Annotated in this window: 17 protein-coding genes; 12 read left to right on the top strand and 5 right to left on the bottom strand. The window is 60.8% G+C overall.

Translation table 11 applies throughout. From position 1 onward, the window contains the following. The first annotated feature begins 308 nt into the window (after positions 1 to 308). The 3 genes from AV059_RS00885 to AV059_RS00875 all read left to right on the top strand — a co-directional run bounded on the left by AV059_RS00885 (position 309) and on the right by AV059_RS00875 (position 4,955). Positions 309 to 1,496, top strand: coding sequence for an orc1/cdc6 family replication initiation protein (locus tag AV059_RS00885; protein ID WP_050036536.1), 1,188 nt, complete (start codon positions 309 to 311; stop codon positions 1,494 to 1,496). Positions 1,497 to 1,733: 237 nt separating this feature from the next. Next, positions 1,734 to 2,483 carry a helix-turn-helix domain-containing protein gene (locus AV059_RS00880; protein WP_058991470.1) on the top strand — a complete coding sequence of 250 codons (750 nt, stop codon included), beginning with the start codon at positions 1,734 to 1,736 and terminating at the stop codon, positions 2,481 to 2,483. A gap of 60 nt (positions 2,484 to 2,543) precedes the next feature. Next, complete coding sequence (locus tag AV059_RS00875; RefSeq protein ID WP_058991469.1) at positions 2,544 to 4,955, top strand: cation-translocating P-type ATPase; 2,412 nt, start codon at positions 2,544 to 2,546, stop codon at positions 4,953 to 4,955. Positions 4,956 to 5,094: 139 nt separating this feature from the next. On the opposite strand, the gene AV059_RS00870 is transcribed toward AV059_RS00875, so the two are convergent. Together AV059_RS00870 and AV059_RS00865 are read right to left on the bottom strand one after the other, a co-directional pair. Beyond that, on the bottom strand, positions 5,095 to 6,333 hold the full coding sequence (locus tag AV059_RS00870; RefSeq protein WP_058991468.1) for an MgtC/SapB family protein: 1,239 nt from the start codon (positions 6,331 to 6,333) through the stop codon (positions 5,095 to 5,097). 218 nt (positions 6,334 to 6,551) lie between these two features. Beyond that, positions 6,552 to 8,117, bottom strand: coding sequence for an AarF/ABC1/UbiB kinase family protein (locus AV059_RS00865; protein WP_058991467.1), 1,566 nt, complete (start codon positions 8,115 to 8,117; stop codon positions 6,552 to 6,554). Positions 8,118 to 8,409: 292 nt separating this feature from the next. On the opposite strand from AV059_RS00865, the gene AV059_RS00860 reads away from it, so the two are divergent. The 8 genes from AV059_RS00860 to AV059_RS00825 all read left to right on the top strand — a co-directional run bounded on the left by AV059_RS00860 (position 8,410) and on the right by AV059_RS00825 (position 18,851). Continuing rightward, positions 8,410 to 8,904: a hypothetical protein gene (locus tag AV059_RS00860; protein WP_058991466.1), complete on the top strand. Its 495-nt coding sequence runs from the start codon at positions 8,410 to 8,412 to the stop codon at positions 8,902 to 8,904. A gap of 3 nt (positions 8,905 to 8,907) precedes the next feature. Beyond that, entirely contained in the window at positions 8,908 to 10,413 is a 1,506-nt protein-coding gene (locus tag AV059_RS00855) for a UbiD family decarboxylase (protein WP_058991465.1), read from the top strand. Continuing rightward, on the top strand, positions 10,410 to 11,813 hold the full coding sequence (locus AV059_RS00850) for a UbiD family decarboxylase domain-containing protein (RefSeq protein WP_058991464.1): 1,404 nt from the start codon (positions 10,410 to 10,412) through the stop codon (positions 11,811 to 11,813). Before AV059_RS00855 ends, AV059_RS00850 begins: the two co-directional genes overlap by 4 nt. 170 nt (positions 11,814 to 11,983) lie before the next feature. Beyond that, positions 11,984 to 13,666 carry an acyl-CoA synthetase gene (locus AV059_RS00845; protein WP_058991463.1) on the top strand — a complete coding sequence of 561 codons (1,683 nt, stop codon included), beginning with the start codon at positions 11,984 to 11,986 and terminating at the stop codon, positions 13,664 to 13,666. Positions 13,667 to 13,711: 45 nt separating this feature from the next. Next, positions 13,712 to 14,878, top strand: a complete 1,167-nt coding sequence (locus AV059_RS00840) for an acyl-CoA dehydrogenase family protein (RefSeq protein WP_058991462.1) — start codon at positions 13,712 to 13,714, stop codon at positions 14,876 to 14,878. Beyond that, on the top strand, positions 14,878 to 16,662 hold the full coding sequence (locus AV059_RS00835; protein ID WP_058991461.1) for an acetyl-CoA carboxylase biotin carboxylase subunit: 1,785 nt from the start codon (positions 14,878 to 14,880) through the stop codon (positions 16,660 to 16,662). The genes AV059_RS00840 and AV059_RS00835 overlap by 1 nt, the downstream gene beginning before the upstream one ends. Positions 16,663 to 16,664: 2 nt before the next feature. Next, a complete protein-coding gene (locus AV059_RS00830; protein ID WP_058991460.1) occupies positions 16,665 to 18,383 on the top strand; it encodes an acyl-CoA carboxylase subunit beta in 1,719 nt (572 codons plus the stop codon). A 3-nt stretch (positions 18,384 to 18,386) separates the two neighbouring features. Beyond that, positions 18,387 to 18,851 (top strand): MaoC family dehydratase, encoded by a 465-nt coding sequence (locus AV059_RS00825; protein ID WP_058991459.1) that lies wholly within the window; start codon positions 18,387 to 18,389, stop codon positions 18,849 to 18,851. A gap of 41 nt (positions 18,852 to 18,892) precedes the next feature. Here the strand turns inward: AV059_RS00825 and AV059_RS00820 are convergent, their stop codons facing one another. Next, on the bottom strand, positions 18,893 to 19,615 hold the full coding sequence (locus tag AV059_RS00820) for a class I SAM-dependent methyltransferase (protein WP_058991458.1): 723 nt from the start codon (positions 19,613 to 19,615) through the stop codon (positions 18,893 to 18,895). Positions 19,616 to 19,657: 42 nt separating this feature from the next. Continuing rightward, on the bottom strand, positions 19,658 to 20,491 hold the full coding sequence (locus AV059_RS00815) for a CoA ester lyase (RefSeq protein ID WP_058991457.1): 834 nt from the start codon (positions 20,489 to 20,491) through the stop codon (positions 19,658 to 19,660). A 214-nt stretch (positions 20,492 to 20,705) separates the two neighbouring features. Between AV059_RS00815 and AV059_RS00810 the strand changes: the two genes are divergently transcribed. After that, positions 20,706 to 21,581, top strand: coding sequence for an amidohydrolase family protein (locus AV059_RS00810; protein WP_058991456.1), 876 nt, complete (start codon positions 20,706 to 20,708; stop codon positions 21,579 to 21,581). On the opposite strand, the gene AV059_RS00805 is transcribed toward AV059_RS00810, so the two are convergent. Continuing rightward, entirely contained in the window at positions 21,578 to 22,339 is a 762-nt protein-coding gene (locus AV059_RS00805) for an enoyl-CoA hydratase/isomerase family protein (RefSeq protein WP_058991455.1), read from the bottom strand. The two genes, AV059_RS00810 and AV059_RS00805, sit on opposite strands and share 4 nt — an antisense overlap.

Raw genomic sequence — 22,339 nt, 5'->3', positions numbered from 1 at the left:
TCGATCCCGTTCCTCGAACAGGGCACTTCTCTGCTACCGCGCTAACAGCGGAAGCAGTGGGGTGGGGGAGTAGGAGGGTCGCTATCCTATTTCTCATATAACAGCGGAAGTGGTGGGGTGGGGGAGTAGGAGGATTGCTATCCCATTTCCCATCTAACAGCGGAAGCGGTGGGGTGGGGGAGTGGTCAGTTAGGTGTTTCCTCTCATCTAACAGCGGAAGTGGCGGGGTCGACCATTTATATACTCAATCGAACAGCGGAAGCAGCGGAACCAAAGGTTAAGACACTCCGTGTTGCAACTACACACAAATGAGCGATATTACGTTTTCGCCCACCTCCACAATATTCGAACAGCGCGAGGCACTACTTGAAGAGTGGACTCCTGAGGAGCTCGTCGGACGTGACGAGGAGCTCCAGAAGTATCACGCTGCTCTCCAGCCAGTCATCAACAACGAGACTCCGTCGAACATCTTTTTGTACGGGAAAAGCGGTGTCGGGAAGACTGCTGCCACCCGATACCTTCTCTCCGCTCTGGAACGCGATGCAGCAGATGTCGACGGACTGGACCTCAGTACGGTCGAAGTCAACTGCGATGGACTCAATTCGAGCTATCAGGCCGCGGTCGCAATCGTCAACACACTTCGTGACCCAGCGAACCAAATCTCAAACACCGGATATCCACAGGCTTCGGTGTATCAATTCCTCTTCGACGCACTCGATGACCTGGGCGGCACGGTACTCATCGTTCTTGACGAAGTCGATCACATTGAGGACGATTCGCTGCTGTACAAGCTTCCCCGTGCCAGATCGAACGGTGATATCTCCGAAGCGAAACTGGGCGTCATCGGTATCTCAAACGATCTCGATTTCCGCAACCAACTGTCCTCGAAAGTCCGGTCGAGTCTCTGTGAAAAGGAAGTGTCCTTCTCGGCGTACAACGCCAACGAGCTTCAGCTCGTTCTGAAACAGCGTGAGGCCGTCGCGTTTCAGGATGATGTCCTCGATGACGGTGTCATAGAAATGTGTGCTGCGTACGGCGCGAAAGACTCCGGGGACGCCCGTCAGGCGCTGGACCTCCTCCTTGAGGCCGGAGACCTTGCTCGGGAGTACGACGATGAACTCGTAACGGAACATCACGTACGCGAAGCTCGGCAACGGCTTCAAACCGACCAAGTCGTTGAAGGTATCCGTAACTACTCCGATCACGGCCAACTCGTTCTCTATGCGCTCACCGGGCTCGCCGAAGACGATGACACCCCGGCCCGGACACGAGATATTCTGGGCGCGTATCAGGAGTTAGCACGTGATGAGGGACTGGACCCGGTTTCAGAGCGTTCGGTCCGTGACTATCTCGGTGAACTCACACAACTCGGCATTGTGTCCTCAGCGGAGTACAACCGAGGGAAAGGCGGTGGCAAGTACAAGGAATTCGAGTTAGAGCAATCCATCAGCTCGATCAAAACAGGGTTGTCAGAACTCCTGAAAAAAAGCCCGTAACCCCACTGGTTCCGCTGTTAGCCACCCCACTGGTTCCGCTGTTAGACGGAGAGCAAAATAGACTATCGACGCAATTCCGGACCGCGAGCGACAAGCCACTGAGAGCTACCGAATGCGGGGCCTGTCCGATACCGATGACGTGCTCTGCCTGTCGTCAACGCTGAGCGGAGCGTCCCGAAGTCAACGCTGAATGGCATCGTCCCGACGTGTTTTATCGAACCGGTACTTACGATGCGTATGCGCGAACTCGTTTTCGCCCTCGACTACGAGCCGGGCTCCAACAGGGTTGCAGACGCCCTCGCCGAGCACCCCGAGGCTCGTGTCCGCTCGCTGTCGCTGCATGCCACAGCTAACCGTCTCTGGCGCGTCGACCACGCTACCGGAACTCCCGAGGCACTCGACGCCATCGAAGACGCCTTTCTCACCAGTGACTACTACGCCGACTGTCTCGCCACCGAGGACTGCGGTGCCACCCAGACCACTCGCGTCCTCGACCGCGCCGACGACACGCTTGTCCTCTACTCCGACTGGGTACGCACCCCCGCCTGTGCCTCAGTTCCCCACATCGCCCGAGACCACCTGGGCGAGGGTGTGCTGTTCGAGACGCGCCACGAGGGCCGTCATTACACGTGGCGGCTCATTCACTCCGGCGAGGGCGACGTGGCCGCGTTCTTTGATGACCTCGCGGGGGCCGTCGGGGAAAGTGCTCAGATGGAGATACTCCGCACTGCGGACACGACGGCGTCGATGCGAGAATTCGATGGGACACACGGTGCCTTATCGCCGGAGCAAGAGGCCGCACTCCGGGCCGCCGTCGAGCACGGTTACTACGAGTCTCCTCGGGAGGTCGATGTCGGCGAGTTAGCCGAGCACCTCGATGTCCCCCGGTCGACGCTCACCTACCGACTGCGTCGGGCTGAGGAACAACTGGCGAAGCAGTACGTCGCGGGCAGGCGAGTGATTGAGGAATCATCGGTATCACGTTGATTCCCTGAATTGGAATATTCCAACAAAGCCTTATCGAACTCACGCGCCTATCATGAAGTGATGACAGAGAATCCGGATCCGACGGGGCAGGCGAGTGATGGCGGTCAGCAACAGGAGCTGACTGTCCGCCTCACAGTCCCAGAGATGGATTGTCCCTCCTGCGCTCAGAAGGTAGATAAGAGCCTCCAACGCGTCGACGGTGTTGTCGACGCCACGCTCCAGCCGACCACCGGAACGGCTACTGTCACGTACGATTCTGGACGTACCAGCGAGACAGACGTGGTCACGGCGATTGAGGCTGCTGGCTACAAGGTCGTCGGCGGCCCGGACTCCGACGCCGACGAGCAAGCGGAGACGGGTGGCGGTGCCGATATCGCACCGCCGTCGAAGGTCTGGACGAGTCCGCGAGCGAAGAAGACGTGGATCGGCGCGGCGCTGGTCATGCTCGGTCTCTTCTTCAAATTTCTCCTGACGGCACAGAACATCGCGGTGGCAAGTGTCCTCAGCTATCCGCTGCACGCCGCCGATGTGCTGTTTCTGGGGGCTGTCGCCGTCAGCGGTGTCCCCGTCGTCCGTAGCGGCTACTACTCCGCGAAGAATCTGAGTCTTGACATCGACCTGCTGATGGGGACGGCCATCATCGCTGCGACTGGCATCGGCTACTTCGTTGAGGCCGCGACGCTTGCCGTCCTGTTCAGCATTGCAGAACTGCTCGAAGACTACGCGATGGACAGGGCACGGGACTCCCTGCGCGAGCTGATGGAGCTATCACCGGATGAGGCCACCGTCATGCGCGGTGGCGAGGAAATGACCGTACCCGCCGACGAGGTGGAGGTGGGTGAGATAGTGGTTGTCCGCCCCGGCGACAAAATCCCGCTCGACGGCACCGTCGTTGAGGGCGAGAGCGCAGTCGATCAGTCACCGATCACCGGCGAGAGTATTCCCGTCGACAAAGCCGCTGGCGACGAAGTGTACGCCGGCGCAATCAACGAAGGGGGGTACCTCGAAGTGGAAGTCACGTCGACGGCGGGCGATTCGACGCTCTCGCGCATCATCGAGATGGTACAGGGCGCACAAGCGAAAAAGACCGAAACAGAGCAGTTCGTCGACCGGTTCTCGGGCTACTACACGCCAGTCGTCGTCGTGCTGGCGATTCTGACCGCCGCCATCCCGCCACTTGTAATCGCCGACCCAGTCTCGGTGACCGTGGCCGGGTACGGAATCAGCTTCACCGGCGACTGGCAGACGTGGTTCATCCGTGGGCTCACGCTGTTAGTGATTGCCTGTCCCTGTGCGTTCGTTATCTCGACGCCCGTCTCGGTGGTCTCGGGTATCACCAGCGCCGCGAAGAACGGCGTCCTCATCAAGGGCGGCAACTACCTCGAAGCGATGGGCGGGGTCGATGCCGTCGCCGTCGACAAGACGGGCACGCTCACGAAGGGCGAACTCGTCGTCACAGACGTCGTTCCTGCCGGCGACACCGACGTGGCGACGCTCCTCAGTCACGCCGCCGGACTGGAGCGGCGCAGCGAGCATCCGATCGCCACAGCGATCCTCGCCCGTGCAAACGAGGAGGGTGTTGACGACCTGCCTGGCCTGACGGGCTTCGAGAGCCTCACCGGGAAGGGCATCGCCGGGGAGATCGACGGCGAGACGTACTACGCGGGCAAGCCCGCGCTCTTCGAGGAGTTGGGCTTCGATCTCTCGCGTACTCGGTGCGAGACAGATGGGGGTGGAGCCACCGGAGGCTCGTCAGCTCATCGGTCTGACGGTGGCGTCGTGCCGGACGAGACGGCTGTGTCCGACGCCGGGGCGTTCGCCGAGGACGCACTCGCCGCACTGGAGCGGGAGGGCAAGACGGTCGTTATCATCGGGACGGAGTCGAAACTGCTGGGCGCCATCGCCATCGCCGACGAGGTACGTCCCGCCTCGCAACAGGCCGTCCAGCGCTTACAGGAACTCGGTGTCGAGCGCGTCGTGATGCTGACCGGTGACAACGAGGGCACCGCCCGCGCTATCGCCGATGCGGTCGGCGTCGACGAGTACCGCGCCGAACTCCTGCCGGACGAGAAGGTCGATGCAGTCGAGGAGTTGCAGGCGGAGTACGGCGAGGTGGCGATGGTCGGCGACGGGATCAACGACGCGCCCGCGCTCGCCACCGCGGAGGTCGGTATCGCGATGGGCGCTGCCGGCACCGACACCGCGCTGGAAACGGCGGACATCGCACTGATGGGCGACGACATCGGGAAGCTCCCCTACCTGTACGAGCTGTCACACACCGCCAACGGCGTGATCCGGCAGAACATCTGGGTGAGCCTCGGTGCGAAGTTCCTGCTCGCACTGGGTGTCCCACTAGGGCTTGTCAGTGTCGCACTCGCGGTCGTGGTCGGCGACATGGGGATGAGCCTCGGTGTCACCGGAAACGCGATGCGACTGTCGCGAATCGAGTCTGACCAGTTTTTCGACGCCTGAGTTTCGTCAGTCCATCGCTCACGTCCCAGCCTATTCTGAGAGCTTCCCGGAGCTTCTCGATACTCGCACGTTCACAGGCTGCTTCTTCACGGCTTTCAGACGCATTTTCTTGGGGCCGACGTGGCTTCGGCGCAGCCAATCACAGGACGACGACAGCGATGCCGGCGGCGGCGACGATTCCAAGAGCGGCCGTCACTCGCCGGCCCAGGTCGACGGTCCCCAATAGCCACGCGAGTCCGGCCTTCGTGAGCGTATTCGCGATAGCGCCGATGACGATGCCGGTAGTCGCGACTTCGGGCGATATCTCGCCGTCCGCTTCGAGCGCGCTCAGCGTGAGCGTGATCGCATCGACGTCAGCGAGCCCTGAGAGAAACGCAGTTGCATAGATGCCCGTATCGCCGAACCAGGTATTCGCGGACTGGGACACGAGGAGCACGATCGCGAAAACAGCGCCGAAAAACAGTGCCGGTCGGAGACGAAACGGGTTCTTGAGATCGGTCTCGACCGCGGACTCTGTCGTCGATTGCCAGTAGACGACGCCGGCGATACCCACGCCGACACCAGTCATCACTCCGAGCGGAACGACGACGCGAGGGAGTAAGGCCGGGTTGACGACGGCGACTTCGACGAGTGCACGCGGGAACATGACGATCGATGCGACGACAATCGAGAACGACCCGATCTTGTAGAGATCCGGAGTTTCACTGATTCGCTCGGCCATCGAGACCGTCGTCGCAGTCGAAGAGACGAACCCGCCGAGGATTCCCGTAAGGGCGATCCCCCGTTTGGCTCCGACAACTCGGCTCAAGATGTAGGCAACGAAGCTCAGGCCGGTGACAAAGCCGACCATCAGCCAGATGAATCGCGGATTGAGACCGTACAGGGCATCGAGTTCACGATCAGGCAAGATTGGCAGCACGACCAACACGACGAGGATGAATTTGAGTGAGGCACGTCGTTCCCGCTCGTCGATCTGGTCGACGAAACTGTGGATCGTCGGTTTTGCAGACAGGAGGACAGTGACGCTCCCGCCGAGAATGATCGCGAAGAGCGTCCCGCGTTCGGAGGACACTGCCAACGCACCGAGGAAGACAGTGAGCAAGGCAGCGGTCACCGTCGTGAGTCCGATATCCCCTTCAGTTAGAACTTTCCCGGCATACGCGACGGTTAGAGGGACTACAATAGCGAGGACAGTGACAGGCAAGAGAGCCGGAAAGAACGCCTGGACGGTTGCGCCGACGAGGGCAAACATCGGAAACGTCCGGCTGCCCGCGAACGTACCTCCAGATTTCGCCTGTTCCCGTTCCAGTCCGATGAGAGCGCCAATACCGAATGCAACGAGGAAACGAAGGAAGAGCGAGTCAATAATTTCGACCATCTTCTGGGATTTCACTTCTCCAAGTTGTCAAACTTCGGGTGTGAGGGTCGGCATCGGTCGTCCGCTGTGGTTGCTACAGGTCCGTGCTCGGTTTTCCCTGATGACCGGAGCACTGCGCGAGCCATTCCGGATAAGCCGACCACACCTGTTTCGCCACCTGCATTCCGACCCTCGGTCGGATCACTGTCCGTTCTTCTGGAGACTCGGTGAGTCAGGAGTTACGACTCGATGTTGATGAGATAGACGAGGAGAAAGCTGGCTGCACCGGCAAGCGCGGGAATCTCGTACGGGCGGTCGTGGAACGTCAGAACCGCTGCTGCCACAATGAGCGCTCCGGCGACCACCGCGTATCCGAGATTCTGCTCACCCGTTCCGCGTCCATCGACTGAGTCCGTGCGGACGACCAGTTCGCCACGTTCGAGCCGCGACAACGTTCGCTCGAACCGGGACGGGACCCGTGCCAGCGCAGGAAGCGACCGGCGCACGTCCGTCCACGTTTCCTCGATGATTGCGTCGAATTCACTCTCGATGAGGCCCTGTTCGACGAGGAACGAGCGAACAGCGGCGAGGAAGTCGAACTCCGGATCGAGCTGTCGACAGACGCCCTCACCGACAGTCCCGACCCGAATGAGTAGCATCACGTCCGGCGGAATCCGAAACGGGAACGCACGGAGGTTCGTCGTCAACTCCGTAATGATAAGTCGCCAGGTGATCTCCGATCGGCCTTCGAGGTTCTCGATGACGAGTTCGAGCACCCGACCGACTTCGGCGCGGTTGACGTGTGGCTCGAGAACATCGAGCGCAATGAGCGCGTCAACCAGATCGTCCACGTCACGGCGAACGAGTGCCCGATAGAGGGCGATGATATCGTCCTGAACCGTCGGTGGCAGGCGTTCGCTCATCCCGAAATCGAAGAGTAACAGACGGCCGTCGTCTGTGACACCGAGGTTGCCTGGGTGGGGATCAGCGTGGAACACGCCGTCGACGAGACCCATCTCCAGGTACACATTGATGATCCGTGTCGCCATCTCGTGTGGCGTCACGTCGACATCGTCGAAGGCGCTGTCGTCGGTTATTTTCCGACCGGTCAGATACTCCATAGCTAACACACGTTCCGAGCACAGGTCTTCGTAGATGGCAGGGATGACGACTCGCTCATCGTCGTCGAAGTTCTCCCTGATATCGGCCATGATCGTCGCTTCACGGTCGAAATCCAACTCGTTCAGGATGATGTCCTCAAAATCGTCAGCCGCGTTTTCGATCGAATACTGCTGGCGTTCGGTAGCGAAGGGGCGAATCAGCGGAATCAGCCCCCGGACCACCCGAAGGTCACGCGTAATCACGGGTTTCAATTCGGGACGTCGAACTTTCAGCGCGATTCGCTCACCCCGATAGTCTACCGTATAGACGTACGCGAGCGACCCGCCGGCGACCGGTTCGAGCGTCGACTGATCGAGTTCGTCGCCCAGTTCTTCCGCAACGACGTGTTTTGGATCCCCCCCTGCTCCCTCTGGAACTTCGTCCTGAAGGGTTCCGAAAACGTCGGCGTACACCGGCGGAACGATATCGGGGCGCGTCGAGAGGACTTGCCCCACTTTGATGAATGCCGGTCCGAGTTCGAGCATCGTATCCCGGATCTGCTCGGCTCGCTGTCGATGTTTCTCGTCTGGAACCTGTCTCCGCGAGCCAAACAGGACGAACCGCCGACGGTCACGGAGAAATGCCAGTGCAAAGGGTAGAAACCGGACGACGACAACCAGATACCGGCGAAACAATCCGTTCATCTATCGAAGCGAAAAACGGCTGAGTCGCGTCAATTGGCAGTGCATACTCTGGCTTCGATCAAGTGGCATATATAACTGAAGGAAACATTATATTGTCTTGTATAAGCACATACTTCCTGATATGCTCTCGACACTGGTGATCCGTACGTTTCAGTTCACACAGGTGGCCATTCGAGCGACAAACTGTGCCCGGGATGTACGGGTCAGTGAAACGGTGGACTGACGACGGTACATATATGCCATTGGGACAAGAGCTTGCTAAGAACATCAGCAAAACAACTGAGGGCAGGTAATGTCGAGCCACTACATCACGTCAGCAGACCATCTCCCCGAGGAAGCACAGACAGAAACCACACTACAGATCACGGATGCCCAAACGAAACGCATTTTCGAGGCACGCGTTCGGATTGCCAAGGAGCCCGATGCGCTCACTGACCCGGAACCGCTAACAATCGTCGCTGGACCACACGAGAGCGTCAGCGAGACCAGATACGTCGAATTGCTCGACGAGACTGATGCGACCGGTCTCGATCAGGAGCTGGTGACCCATCTGGCGGCCGAACAGGAGACGGCGTCGAACATCCTCAACACCCGGTCCGACGATCTGAAGGTTCTCTTGCAGTATCTCGTCGAGACTGGCGAGTACGAGTCAACGTCTGATGCGCTTCGCGAGATCGCGTTCGACCACCTCGCCACAGAACGACCGGCCCTGCTTGACGCCTACGCGGAGGTCCGCCGCGAACTCGACGACGACCCACTGAGGCGCGTCCTCGAAAAACAGGAGTGACTGATGGCAGTCAATTCGCTCCGCGAGTACCTCGATTTGCTCGACACGACTGGCTGGCTTCGGTCCTTCGACCAACCGGTGTCGTGGGACCTCGAAGCAAGTGCAGCGACGATGCTTGCCAATATCCGTGACGGCCCGATTCCGGTGTTCGAGTCCATCGCGGGGCTAGAGACGGAGTCGAAACTGGTTGGCGATCCGTACCGCGGCCCCCAGACGCGCCCCTGGGATCACTTCGCCCGCGCGCTGGGACTCCCAACTGGCCTTTCGGGCCGTACGTACTACGACCGAGTGATCGATCGCCTCAACGCGCCGAAAGCGCCCCGAACTGTCCCAAGCAACGAGGCCCCCTGCAAAGAAACAGTGCGGACGGGAACCGAGGTCGACCTCCTGTCGTTCCCGTGGCCATATATCCACGAGGGCGACGGGGGACGGTACTCGAATCACCACACCATCGTCGCACCGGACCCCGACACGGAGTGGGGGACGTGGTCGAGCCACCGCATGATGATCCACGACGGCTCCCAGGCCAGTCTGCTGTTACTGGCCGGTGAGCAGGTTCCCAACCGCTACTACTACGACTACGAACCCCGGGGCGAACCGATGCCAGTCGCGGTCGTCATCGGTGCCGAACCCACTGTCGAGTGTACCGCGGATATGTGGATTCCGACAGGGCGGAGCGAAGCGGCCTTCGCGGGCGGCCTGAAAAACGCGCCTGTGGACCTCGTCCAGTGCGAAACCAATGACTTGTACGTCCCGGCGACGGCCGAGCTAGTTCTCGAAGGGCACGTTCGACCCGACGACCGGCTTGATGAGGGACCGTTTGGCGACTACTTCGGCTACATGAACGGCCCGCGACGCTCCATGCCGGTGTTCGAGGTCGATGCGATCACCCACCGCCACGAACCGCGGCTACCGTTTTGCGTCGAAGGGAGCGGTGTCGGATACGGACAGAACTCGACGAGTACACTCCGACTCGTCGCAGCCGGCCCCGACGCGACCGTTGGACTCCGAGCCGCCGGATTCGACGTTTCGATGGCGGTCCCGTGGCGTTTCACCTCCCGCACCGTCTGGGTCATCGCGACGGACCGACCGTATCCGGGATATCTCCACGAACTGGCGAACTTTATCTTCACGACGTGGGGGATGCTCCACATCGACTTCTTCGTATTTGTCGACGCTGCTGTCGACCCACTTGACCCGCGGGCAGTGTTGACGGCCATCGCACTTGAGGCCGATCCGGACGCCGACTTCCACCAGTTCGGTGTCGAGCGGATGCCGAAAGTCCCGCTCAACATCTACCAGACGCCAGACGAAAAGGGCAGTGCGGATGTGGGGACTTCGAAGGCGAAGACGGCCAAAGCCTACATCGACGCAACGACCGACGGTGACGCGGCGGAGACGACGGCGACCACAGAAACACGGAAGCAAGCGCAGGAACGGCTGGTCGAAGCGGGACTGGACGCCGCACGATTCGACCAACTCGATGAGCGGGAGGAACAGTCACAGTGATACCGTTCACGCAGTACGTCCGCGGACTGGCCGGCGACGACGACCTCGTCCGACTCGACGGCCCGTTCGAGGTCCCGGTTGACGTGCTTGCAGCGGAGGCGCTCCGTGCGAGTGGGCCGGCACTTCGATTCCAGCGATCAGCCGGCACTGATCTAGTTAGCGGTGTGTTCAGCGGCCCGGACCAGACCCAGCAGCGCGAGGCTAGACCGTGGTCGCGGCTGTCGCTCGGGCTCGGACTCAATCCGGAAGCCACGCTCGTTGAGCTACTAGAGACAATCAGCACTCTCGGCCCGGTCGGCGAGAATCCGGAACCGACGTACACGGGCCAGGCGGCCTCGGGGACAGATATCGACGCACAGGACCTGCAGTTCCCGCAGGGCGAAACCGATACGTGGCCTGCAGTGACGCTCGGCGTCGCCTCGGTCTCGACCGCTGACGGCACACACTGGGCACCGGTTCACGGCTCGGTCGTGGGTGGCGACACGCTCAGAGTGCGTGTTCCGGACCCTCTGTCGTCGCTTGTCGGTGAAGGGACGACGATGGCGATAGCGCTCGGCGTGCCACCGGCGGCGATCACGACGGCATACCTGCTCGCTGTCACCGAGCAAACTGCTACGCCGATCCAGTCCTGTGGGGTGGCCGGAACCATCCCGCTCGTCCCGACCAACGGCGGACTCGTCCCGAGTGCGACGGAGGTCGTCATGGAGACGACGGTCGTGGACCGCCAGCCGGACTTCCGCTCCGACCGTCGAGAGGGCTGGGAGTATGTCGTCGAGAGCGGCCCGCTCTCGCTGTCGGTAGAGCGCGTCCGCACTACTGAAAACCCGGTCATCCCCATCTCTCCCGTCGGTCGTCCACTCGCGGATGACACCCGTCTCACGGGGCTCGCGACCGCCGCAGCACTCTATCATCGGCTCAACAACTACTGGGGCATCTCGCCAGTCGAATGGATTATGTTGCCGGCAGAAGCTGAACTCGGGATCTGTTTCGTGGCGAGTGACGTGCTCTATGGCGGCTTCGAGTGGCAACTCGCGAATATCCTCTTTTCGTTCTCGTCGCTTTTCGACACAGTCGTCATCGTCGACGCAGACGTTCCGCCACAGGACTTCGGCCGCGTTCTGGCCGATATCTGGCTGAAATCTCACCCGGCCCGCGACTGGACGTTCAGCGAACCGGATGCACCGGCAGCGACACGCCCTCACTATCGACAAGACAACGCGACCGGGTCGCGCCTGTACGTGAACGCAGCGTGGGACCCACGCTGGAAGGAAACCTACATCGCGCCGCGAGTCACGTTCGAGAATTCGTTCCCGAACGACGTCCGCGACGTAGCTCGTGTCCTGTGGGACGAACTCGCCACCGCTCCCGGAGAGACGACTGAAAACGAATCGCCTGATTGAATATGTCTCTCGAATGTATATATCTTCAAATATGTTGTAATCAGATCTGTTTTCACCTTACTGAGTCCGAATAATACCTACATAGGAAACAGAAATGAAATACATACAATATATTTTTTGCAAAAAATAACCGATACAGTTATACCGGAATCCGGTATTCCGAGCGGTGTATGGTCACCAGCCACAACCTCCCGGATTACGACACAGCGCGGAACGAGTTCTCCTGGGACGATATCTACGCGGCGGCGGACTGGGACGCACCGAACGACCTGAACATCGGGCACGAAGTTGCCGACCGACACGCGACCGACCGGGGACAGGTCGCACTCTATCAGGTCGGGACCGACGGAGAGCTGTCGAAAATGACGTTCTGGGAGCTTGCTGACCGCTCAAGCCAGTTTGCCAACGTCCTTGACGACCTCGGGGTTGCGCAGGGCGACCGGGTCTTCTCGTATATGCCTCGAATCCCCGAGCACTACGTGGCGCTGGTCGGAACGCTCAAACACGGCGCTGTCTGGGGGAGCGTCAACGAGCGGTTCGGGCCCGATGGGATCTCGTACCGTCTGGACGACTGTGACGCGAAGGTCGTCGTCACCACGACTGACAACCGGGACACGGTCGAAGACGCACTGAACGATGCGCCCGCGGTCGAACACGTGATTACCGTTGACCGCGGTGGCGGCGCACCCGCCGATGACGTGGTTTTCAATACCGCGCTTGACGGCGCGAGCACTGCCTACGAGGTTGCCGAGACCAGCGGGGAGGACGATGCACTGCTGTACTACACTTCGGGGACGACCGGGCTTGCAAAGGGCGTCCTCCACAAACAGCGCTGGATCGCCGGTGTCGCGGCAACGCAGAAATACGCCGTGGATCTTCAGGACGGCGACCTGTACTGGTCGACCGGCGACCTCGGCTGGCTGACCGGGGCAATCAACACACTTGGTGCCTGGTTCTGGGGTGCGTCGCTGTTCACGTACGAGGGCGAGTTCGACACCGACGAATGGGCCGCCCTGCTCGACGAATACCCGATCAGCGTCCTGTTTTCGGTTCCGACAGCGTACCGGATGCTTCGGGAAAACGAAGACGTGCTTGCCGATGTCGACCTCGATTTACGGCACGCGCTCTCTATCGGCGAACCACTCAGTGCTGGCGTCGTCGAGTGGGGAGAGGACGAACTCGGTGTCACGATCCTCGATACGTACGGGCAGACTGAGACCGGGAACATGATTATCAACAACTACCCAACGATGGAACTCAGACCCGGGTCAATGGGAAGGCCACTCCCCGGAATCGAGGCGGATATCGTTGACCCACAGAGCGGTGAGGTCTTGGAACCCGGCGAAACGGGCGAGATCGCACAGCGGGGCGAGTACCCGTGTTTCTTCGCCGAGTTCTGGAACAAGCCCGAGAAAACCCAGCGGGCGTTCATCGACGGTCCAGACGGGAAATGGTATCTCTCGGGCGATCTGGCACACAAGGACGAAGACGGGTATTTCTGGTTCGAGGGACGGGCAGACGACGTGATCCTCTCTTCGGGCTACCGCATCGGGCCGTTCGAGGTCGAGAGCTCGCTGGGGGAACACGAAGCGGTCGCTGAGGCGGCCGTCGTGCCCAAACCTCACGAAGCGCGGGGGAACATCGTCAAGGCCTATGTTGTGCCGAGCGAGGACGCGGAGCCGTCTGACCCCCTCAAAGACGACATCCAGAGCTACGTGAAGGAGGAACTCTCAGCACACGAGTACCCGCGCGAAATCGAGTTCCGTGAGGAACTGCCCAAGACCGTGACTGGAAAGATCCGCCGAACCGAGCTCCACGACGACGCCGAAGCAGAAGCTGAAGTCGAGTCCTGACACAGGGTATCAAGCAGTACGAACGCCAACGCATACACAACCACAATGAATTTCGAAGCTACAGAGGAACGCTCGATGATTCGGTCGACCGCAGCGGACGTGGCGGCCGAGTACGGACCGGAGTACTGGCGCGAGAAAGAAGAAGCAGGCGAGTTCGGAGAGGAGTTCTGGGACGAACTGGCTGCAGCTGGCTTCCACGGCCTGCTGGTCCCGCCGGAGTACGAAGGGGCCGGGATGGGCATACAGGAAATGGGGCTGGTCATGGAGACGCTCTGTGCCGAAGGCTGTGGCATGGCGGGCACCTGGTATCTGGTGCTCACCGCCGGCATGGCCGCTGTCGGTATCAGCGAGAACGGGACCGAGGCGCAGAAGCGGATCTATCTGCCGGACATCGCCAACGGCAAGCGAAACTTCTCTATCGGTATCACAGAGCCCGAAGCCGGGACAAATACGCTGAACGTCGCAACCCGTGCCGAGAAAGACGGCGATGAGTACGTGCTGAACGGGAACAAGGCCTGGATTACCTTTGCCGACCGAGCCGACAATATGATTCTCGTCACGCGCACGACCCCACGTGACGAGGTCGAGCGCGGGACTGACGGCATAAGCCTGTTCATCGTCGATATGGACGACCCCAACATCGACGTGTCTCCGATTCCCAAACACGGCATCAACTATTCGAAGTCCTGTGAAGTCTTCATCGAGGACGTTCGGGTCCCCGAGGAGAACCTGCTGGGCGAGGAAGACGACGGCTGGTGGACCCTGGTCGATATGCTGAACCCGGAACGCATCGGCTTTGCCGCCGCCGGGACCGGTATCGGGAAGCTAGCCGCCGACACTGCTATCGAGTACGCTAGCGACCGGGAGGTGTTTGGCGCGCCTGTCGGGAGCCATCAGGCGGTCTCGTTCCCGATTACAAAAGCGTACGCCCGCATGGAAACGGCGGCGCTCATGCGTGAGAAGGCGTCATGGCTCTACGACCAGGGCGAAGAGTGTGGATACGAGACAAACGTCGCGAAGGCGACGGCCGTCAGTGCTGGCATCGAAGCGGTCAAACAATCGATGCAGGCGTTTGGCGGCTGGGGCTACGCGAAGGAGTACGACGTCGAGCGCTGGTGGCGTGAAATCAACCTGACGCGGCTGGCCCCGGTTTCCCAGCAGATGGCGTACAACCATATCGGGCAGCACCTCGGCTTCCCACGATCCTACTAATGTTCGAGAAAGTCCTTGTCGCAAACCGCGGCGAAATCGCGGTTCGTGTGATGGCTGCGTGTGAGGAGCTGGGCATCGAAACGGTCGCCGTCTACAGCGACGCCGACCGCAACGCCGGCCACGTCGAGTATGCTGACGACGCATACAATGTCGGCCCGGCACCTGCAAGCGAGTCGTACCTCGACCAGACCGCTATCCTTGATGTCGCTGAGCGGGCCGGGGTCGATGCGATCCACCCAGGGTACGGTTTCCTCGCGGAAAACGCCGAGTTCGCTACCCGCGTTGAGGAGACCGATGGTCTCACATGGGTTGGTCCGCCAAGCGACGCGATGGAGACGCTGGGCGAAAAGACGAAAGCCCGGACAGTGATGCAGGACGCTGGCGTCCCAGTCGTCCCCGGCACAACGGATCTGGTCGACGAGCCAGAGGAAGTACGGGAACTGGGCGCAGAGTACGGCTACCCCATCGCGATCAAGGCTGAAGGCGGCGGTGGCGGTCGCGGCATGAAGATCGTCCGGAGCGAGGCCGAAGTTGCGGAGGCGCTCAAAAGCGCAAAGCGCGAGGGTGAAGCCTACTTCGGCAATGACTCGGTGTACGTCGAGAAGTACCTCGAAGCCCCAAAACACGTCGAAGTGCAGGTGCTTGCGGACGAACACGGCAATGTCCGCCACCTTGGGGAGCGCGATTGCTCGCTACAACGTCGCCACCAGAAAGTTATCGAGGAAGCCCCGAGTCCGGCGCTCGATGCCGAACTGCGTACGGAAATCGGGGCGGCCGCCAGACGCGGTGTCAGTGAAGCGGGGTACACGAACGCCGGGACCGTGGAGTTCCTCGTCGAAGACGAGGAGTTCTATTTCATGGAGGTGAACACCCGAATCCAGGTCGAACACACCGTCACTGAAGTAGTGACCGGGATCGATATCGTTCGCTGGCAGCTCCGGGTCGCCGCTGGCGAGCGACTGGACTTTACACAGGACGACGTGTCGATAGACGGACACGCCGTTGAGTACCGGATCAACGCGGAGAACCCGGCGGAGGACTTCGCGCCGACGCCGGGACCGCTGACGACGTACGCGCCGCCAAGCAGTATCGGTGTCCGGCTCGACCACGCAGTCTCCCAGGGCGACGATATCGGGGGCGACTACGACTCGATGATCGCGAAGCTCATCGTCGCTGGCGAGGACCGAGAGCACTGTCTGGACCGGTCGAGGCGTGCGCTCGACCATTTCACCGTCGAAGGGGTCCATACGACCATCCCGTTCCATCGGTTGATGCTTGATGACGACACCTTCCGCGCCGGAACGCACACGACAAAATACCTCGATCAGGAACTCGCCAACGAGGCCCTCGACGAGGCTGTTGCACGATGGGGGACCGACGAGGTCGGCGGCGACGCCTCAGCAGCGTCGACGGATGAAATCGCTGTCGAAGTCGATGGGAAGCGTTTCGATGTCGTCGTTACGGACGGACTGCCCCGCGTAGCCCGTGATGGCAACGCCAGTGGTGGCTCCGGCAGTGGCGCTTCGGGCGGCAGCTCATCCGGCGGCGGCACGGTGGACGTGACCACGTCGGGTGCGATTACGGCCGAGATGCAGGGAACCATTCTCTCGACTGAAGTCGCGCCCGGTGACGATATCGCTGCAGGCGATGTCGTTTGCGTGCTTGAGGCGATGAAAATGGAAAACGACGTGGTGGCATCCACAGGCGGCACTGTCGCGTCCGTCCCGGTCGCAGAGGGCGATTCCGTAGACATGGGTGACACCCTGGTTGTACTGGAGGAATAAGTATGCAAGTCAGAATTTCAGACGACGCGACCGAATCGGAAGCACAGGCCATTGCCGAGGCGCTGGCGACACACTTCGAGGACGACATTACCCTCGTTGTCGACAGCGGCAAATCGGTCAGCAGTGCCACGTATGACGGCGATCGGCGAGACGAATCCACGGAACCGATCGACGACGACCTTGGCCCGACTGAACGCGAAGAGACCCTGCGCGAGGAGATTGAAGAGATTCTCGAAGGTGGGCCGGAAAAGTACAAAGAGCAGTTACCTGAGGAGGGCAAGCTGTTTGTCCGGGACCGTATCGACCTGTGGTTCGGTGACGATTTCCTGTTCGAGGACGGGAAATTTGCGGAGTTCGACGCCGACGACCAGCTTCCGGCCGACGGGCTCATCACGGGGGCCGCGGAGTTCGAGGGCCGTGACCTGCATTTCATGGCCAACGATTACACGGTCAAACGCGGCAGCATGGCCGCAAAGGGTGTCGAGAAGTTCCTCCGGATGCAACAGCGGGCACTGAAAACCGGGCGACCGGTGCTGTATCTGATGGACTCCTCGGGCGGCCGTATCGACCAGCAGACGGGCTTTTTCGCCAACCGCGAAGGGATCGGGAAGTTCTACTACAACCACTCGATGCTCTCTGGGCGAGTCCCGCAGATCTGTGTGCTGTACGGTCCCTGTATCGCCGGCGCGGCCTACACGCCAGTTTTCGCGGATTTCACCGTTATGGTCCGGGATATGAGCGCAATGGCGATCGCCAGCCCCCGGATGGTCGAAATGGTCACCGGCGAAGAGATCAGCCTCGAAGAGCTTGGCGGCCCTGACGTACACGCACAGCACTCCGGGAGTGCGGACCTCATCGCCGACGACGAGGAACACGCCCGCGAACTCGTCGCGAAACTCATCGGCTATCTGCCCGACAATGCCGACGAAGACCCACCACAGACCAGCGGGACAGCCCCGAAGCGCTCGCCGGAGGGTATCGATTCCGTCGTCCCAGAGAAGCCCAACAAGGGCTATGATATGTTCGACGTGATCGAGCGGGTCGTCGATGCCGGATCGACGCTCGAACTCCGGCCCGAGTACGGCAAGGAGATCATCACGTCGTTTGCCCGGATAGACGGCCGTCCGGTTGGAGTCATCGCCAATCAGCCAGCCCAGCGAGCGGGGGCCATCTTCCCAGACGCGGCGGAGAAAGCCGCTCAGTTCATCTGGACCTGTGACGCCTACAATGTCCCGCTGTTGTATCTCTGTGATACGCCAGGGTTCATGGCTGGGTCAGGCGTCGAGAAGGAGGGTATCCTCGAACAGGGCAAGAAGATGATCTACGCCACGTCCTCGGCGACAGTGCCCAAGCAGTCCGTTGTGATCAGGAAAGCCTACGGCGCGGGCATCTACGCGATGTCCGGTCCCGCGTACGACCCCGAGTCGACGATCGGCCTTCCGAGCGGGGAAATAGCGATTATGGGGCCGGAAGCGGCTATCAACGCTGTTTACGCCCGGAAGCTCTCCGAGATCGATGACGAGGACGAACGACAGCAAAAAGAGCAGGAACTCCGCGAAGCCTATCGCGAGGATATCGACATTCATCGAATGGCCAGCGAAGTCGTCGTCGACGACATCGTCCCGCCCAGCGACCTCAGAACGGAATTGGTGAACCGGTTTGCGTTCTACGAAACCGTAGAAAAGGACCTCCCGGACAAGAAACACGGAACCATCCTCTGAGCTATGACAGGACTATACTACGAAGAGTTCGAGGTCGGCGAGACCATCGAACACGAGAAGCGCCGCACGATCAGCGAGCGCGACAATCAACAGTTCTGCGATATGACGATGAACCAGCAGCCGTTGCACTTAGACGCCGAGTTCGCGGGCGAGACGGAATTCGGCGAGCGACTGGTCAACGGGCTCTACACGATGAGTTTAGCTGTCGGACTGACCATCCCGGAGACGACCGATGGCACTATTGTCGCGAACCTGTCCTACGACAGCGTCGAGCATCCGAACCCAGTGTTTCACGGCGACACCATCCGCGTGCAGTCGACTGTGACCGACAAACGCGAGACCAGCGACGGTGAACGTGGCATCGTCACGATGCACGTCGAGGTGTTCAAACTCACAGATGCAGACGACACCCTCGTCTGTGAGTTCGAGCGCACCGTGCTGTCACTGAGACGCGACCACGTCGAGTAAGGCCGGGACGGATCGGCGACTGCCTCGCCAATCCCAGACACCTATTCTGGAACAGCGATGACCCACCGCCATCGTTGCGAAAACGTGCCATCGAGAGAGCTGAGGAGTTCACGGGCTCGCAGCACCCGTTCTTCGGTGTCGAGTTTCGGATAGAGCCGTGCGGCCATCGCGGGAATCGCGTGAAACAGCCGAATGTTTTCGGCAGTCGTCGAAAACTGCCACGTTCCTGTCGTCGTTGAGAACTCACCTCCGAGGGCGTCTTGGAGAGCCGATGTGTCAGTCGGGGAGCGTGACTCGCGCTCAAACTGTTCGAACACGTCCGTGCCGTCAGGACGGAACCAGCCAAGCGGCGCGACGGCCCCGACCACTCCACCAGACCGGAGCACTCTGGCGGCTTCCCGCACTGCGGCCGCTGGCTCGGGGACCAGAAAGAGCGAAGCGGTAAACGCCACCCCGTCAACTGACTGGTCACAGAGCGGCAGGTGGTCGAAATCAGCTTGCAATCGGGCAGTGGACTCGATTTCGCTCAGCATCTCGCGGCTGATGTCGAGCGCAATAGTATCCGCTGCCGTCTCGGCGAATACGCGCGTGCTCACACCTGTGCCTGCGCCCGCATCGAGCACTGTCCCAAGCCCGTCGTCAGTATGAGCGCTCATCTCGGCGGCGAGCAGGCGTGCGAGCGACGTGAAGCGATTGGTTCGCCGCTCGTACGTCGTGTAGGCGCCGACGCTGGCATCGAAGTTCTGCCGGACGACGTCTTTCATACACGACAGCAGAGTCAGGTCTCAGATAGGTGTTACCGTTGGCTACCGCTGCCCGGCCTCGCGAGCGCGTTCGAGGACACGCTCTGCCTGTGCGATAAGCGGTGCGTCGATCATTTCCCCGTCGACTTCGAACACCCCGGCATCTGTCTCGTCGTCAGCGGTGACGACGCGTTCGGCCCATGCTATCTCCTCGTCACTTGGGGTGAACGCGTCGTTGATGACCGCGACCTGATCCGGGTGGATCGCCATCTTCCCGTCGTACCCGAGCTGGGCAGCGAACTCAGTTGCGTCACGGAGGCCATCCAGATTGCCGTATTCCGGGTAGATCGTATCGATTGCATCGATTCCCGCGGCGCTGGCCGCAACGACGACTCGCTGGCGTGCATAGAGCACCTCCCGTCCGTCGCTGGTGCGACTCGCACCGAGGTCGGCTGCAAGGTCCTCAGCCCCAAAGAGGAGGGCATCGGTCGGGTCGGCGGCTGCAATCTCCGCTGCGTTAAGCACGCCAGCGGCCGATTCCACCAGCGCAAATACCGGGAGATCCGCATTGTACTCCCCGAGGAGCCGTCCCAATGCTGAGATGTCCTCGGCGGAACTAGCTTTCGGGAGCATCACACTGTCGGGGCTGGTGTCCGACAGTATCGCCCTAAGGTCGGCTGTGGCGCTGATTCCCACGGGATTGATGCGAACGCAGACGTGGCTGTTCGAGCTGACAGTCGAGAGTACCGACTGAACCGATTTACGTGCCTGTTCTTTGTCGGCAGGTGCAACTGCGTCTTCGAGGTCGAAGACGACGACATCAGCGTCACCACCAGCCGCTTTCCGCATTAACTCCGCATTGTCACCCGGTGCAAACAGAACACTGCGACGAACCATAGCCGTGCCTTCACCCCCCAGCAGTAAGATGGTAAGGGATAGATGCCCGGCCATGCACGGGATGACCGTGCGTCTGGCGGCCCGTTCCCTGTCGCAGCCAGCACGCCGCTTCGGGAATCAGCTATCGGTATCACGACTATCCGTCCACTTCGACGGGGCTGCTGTACAGCACAAACAGCATGGATTTTTATGACACTGGGTAAAATCTCTCTCTGTGACAACTGACCTCCCTGGTGTCGCCGACAAGCAACTGTTCGACACGCACGCGCACCAACCGACCAGTGAGTTCCTCCACGACGCCGGCGGCGAGATGATGCAAGACGCCGCCGACCGGTTCGGTACTGATCTGGAGACGTGGGATTACGACGAAATGCTCGCGGAGTACCACGAGGCGGGCGTCGGTGGCGCTGTTCTGCTTGGCTGGGACGCGGAGACGAACACCGGGAACCCACCCGTCCCGAACGACTACGTCGCCGAGGTCCGGGACGAGTATCTTGACTTCTTTGTTGGGTTCGGGAGCGTCGACCCACTGAAAGACGACTGCGTGCAGGAGGCGATTCGGTGCGTCGAGGACCTGGACCTTTCAGGGTTCAAGTTCCAACAGATCGCACAGGGCTTTGATCCCTCGGACGAACGCCACGACCATCTGTGGAGTACCATCGAAGACCTCGGCGTCCCCGTTGTCTTCCACGGCGGGAACTCGACACTGGGTGCCTGTAGCGCCGGCGGCCGCGGCCTGAAAATCAAGTACGGCAACCCGATGCTTATCGACGACGTGGCCGCTGCACACCCAGACCTCGATATCCTCATCGCCCATCCCGCCTTCCCCTGGGAAAAAGAGCAGCTGGCCATCTGCCAGCAGAAGGGCAACGTGTACATGGACCTCTCCGGCTGGGTGCCGAAGTATATCGACGACCAGGTACTCCATTACGCCGGCACGGTCCTCAAAGACAAGGTGATGTTCGGCACCGATTATCCGATGATTGACCCCGAAACGTGGCTCGAATCGTTCGCTCGCGACACTGACTTTGATGCGGATGTCCAGCGGAAGATTCTGTTCGAAAACGCCCAGGAGTTTTTCGACCGTTAGTCAAAATCTGGGGTTCGTCCGTCCAGAAACGCCTCGACGCCACGCGAATGTGCTGGTGTGTCGTACGCCAGTGACTGGATGCGTGCTTCTCGACGCAGCCCGGTTTCCAGGGGCTGGCCGATGTTGTCGTGGATGGCTTCCTTCGCCAGCCCGAGGTTCTCCGTCGGCTGTGCCCGAAGCGTTTCGAGCAGGTCGGCTGTCCGCGCATCGAGTTCGGCCGGGTCGACAGGTTCGTTAATCAGATCCATTGCGGCGGCGCGCTCTGCGTCGATCAGCTTCCCGGTGAACGCGAGCTCTTTGGTTTTCCTGAGCCCGATGAGTCGGGGAAGTATGGCGGTTGCGCCCATGTCCGGCACGAGGCCGACGCTGATGAACGATGCACCGAACCGCGCGGAACTGGCGGCGTACGCGAAATCAGCGACAGCCACCAGCGACAGCCCGGCACCGACTGCGTCGCCGTTAACCTTCGCGACGACAGGCACAGGTGCCGAGAGAATATTGCTGGCGACCCGGCCCAGCGTTGTCCGGACTCGCTCGTAGGCTTCGGTTGTTGTCTCCTCACGCTCGCTCATCGCCTCGATATCCCCGCCGGCACTGAACGCATCACCGTCGCCGGTGAGGACTACAGCATCGTGTGTTGCCGGGTCAAGGCCGTCGAGCGCATCGGCTAACTCAGTAGCGACTGCTTCCGTCATCGCATTTTTCACATCTGGACGATCGAATACGATTCGTCGAACAGCGCCGTCTTCAACGCGCAT

This window comes from Haloarcula sp. CBA1127, assembly GCF_001485575.1.
GTDB lineage: Archaea > Halobacteriota > Halobacteria > Halobacteriales > Haloarculaceae > Haloarcula.
The sequence above is the reverse complement of the archived record's forward strand: the minus strand, read 5'-3'. Positions and strand labels throughout refer to the sequence as shown.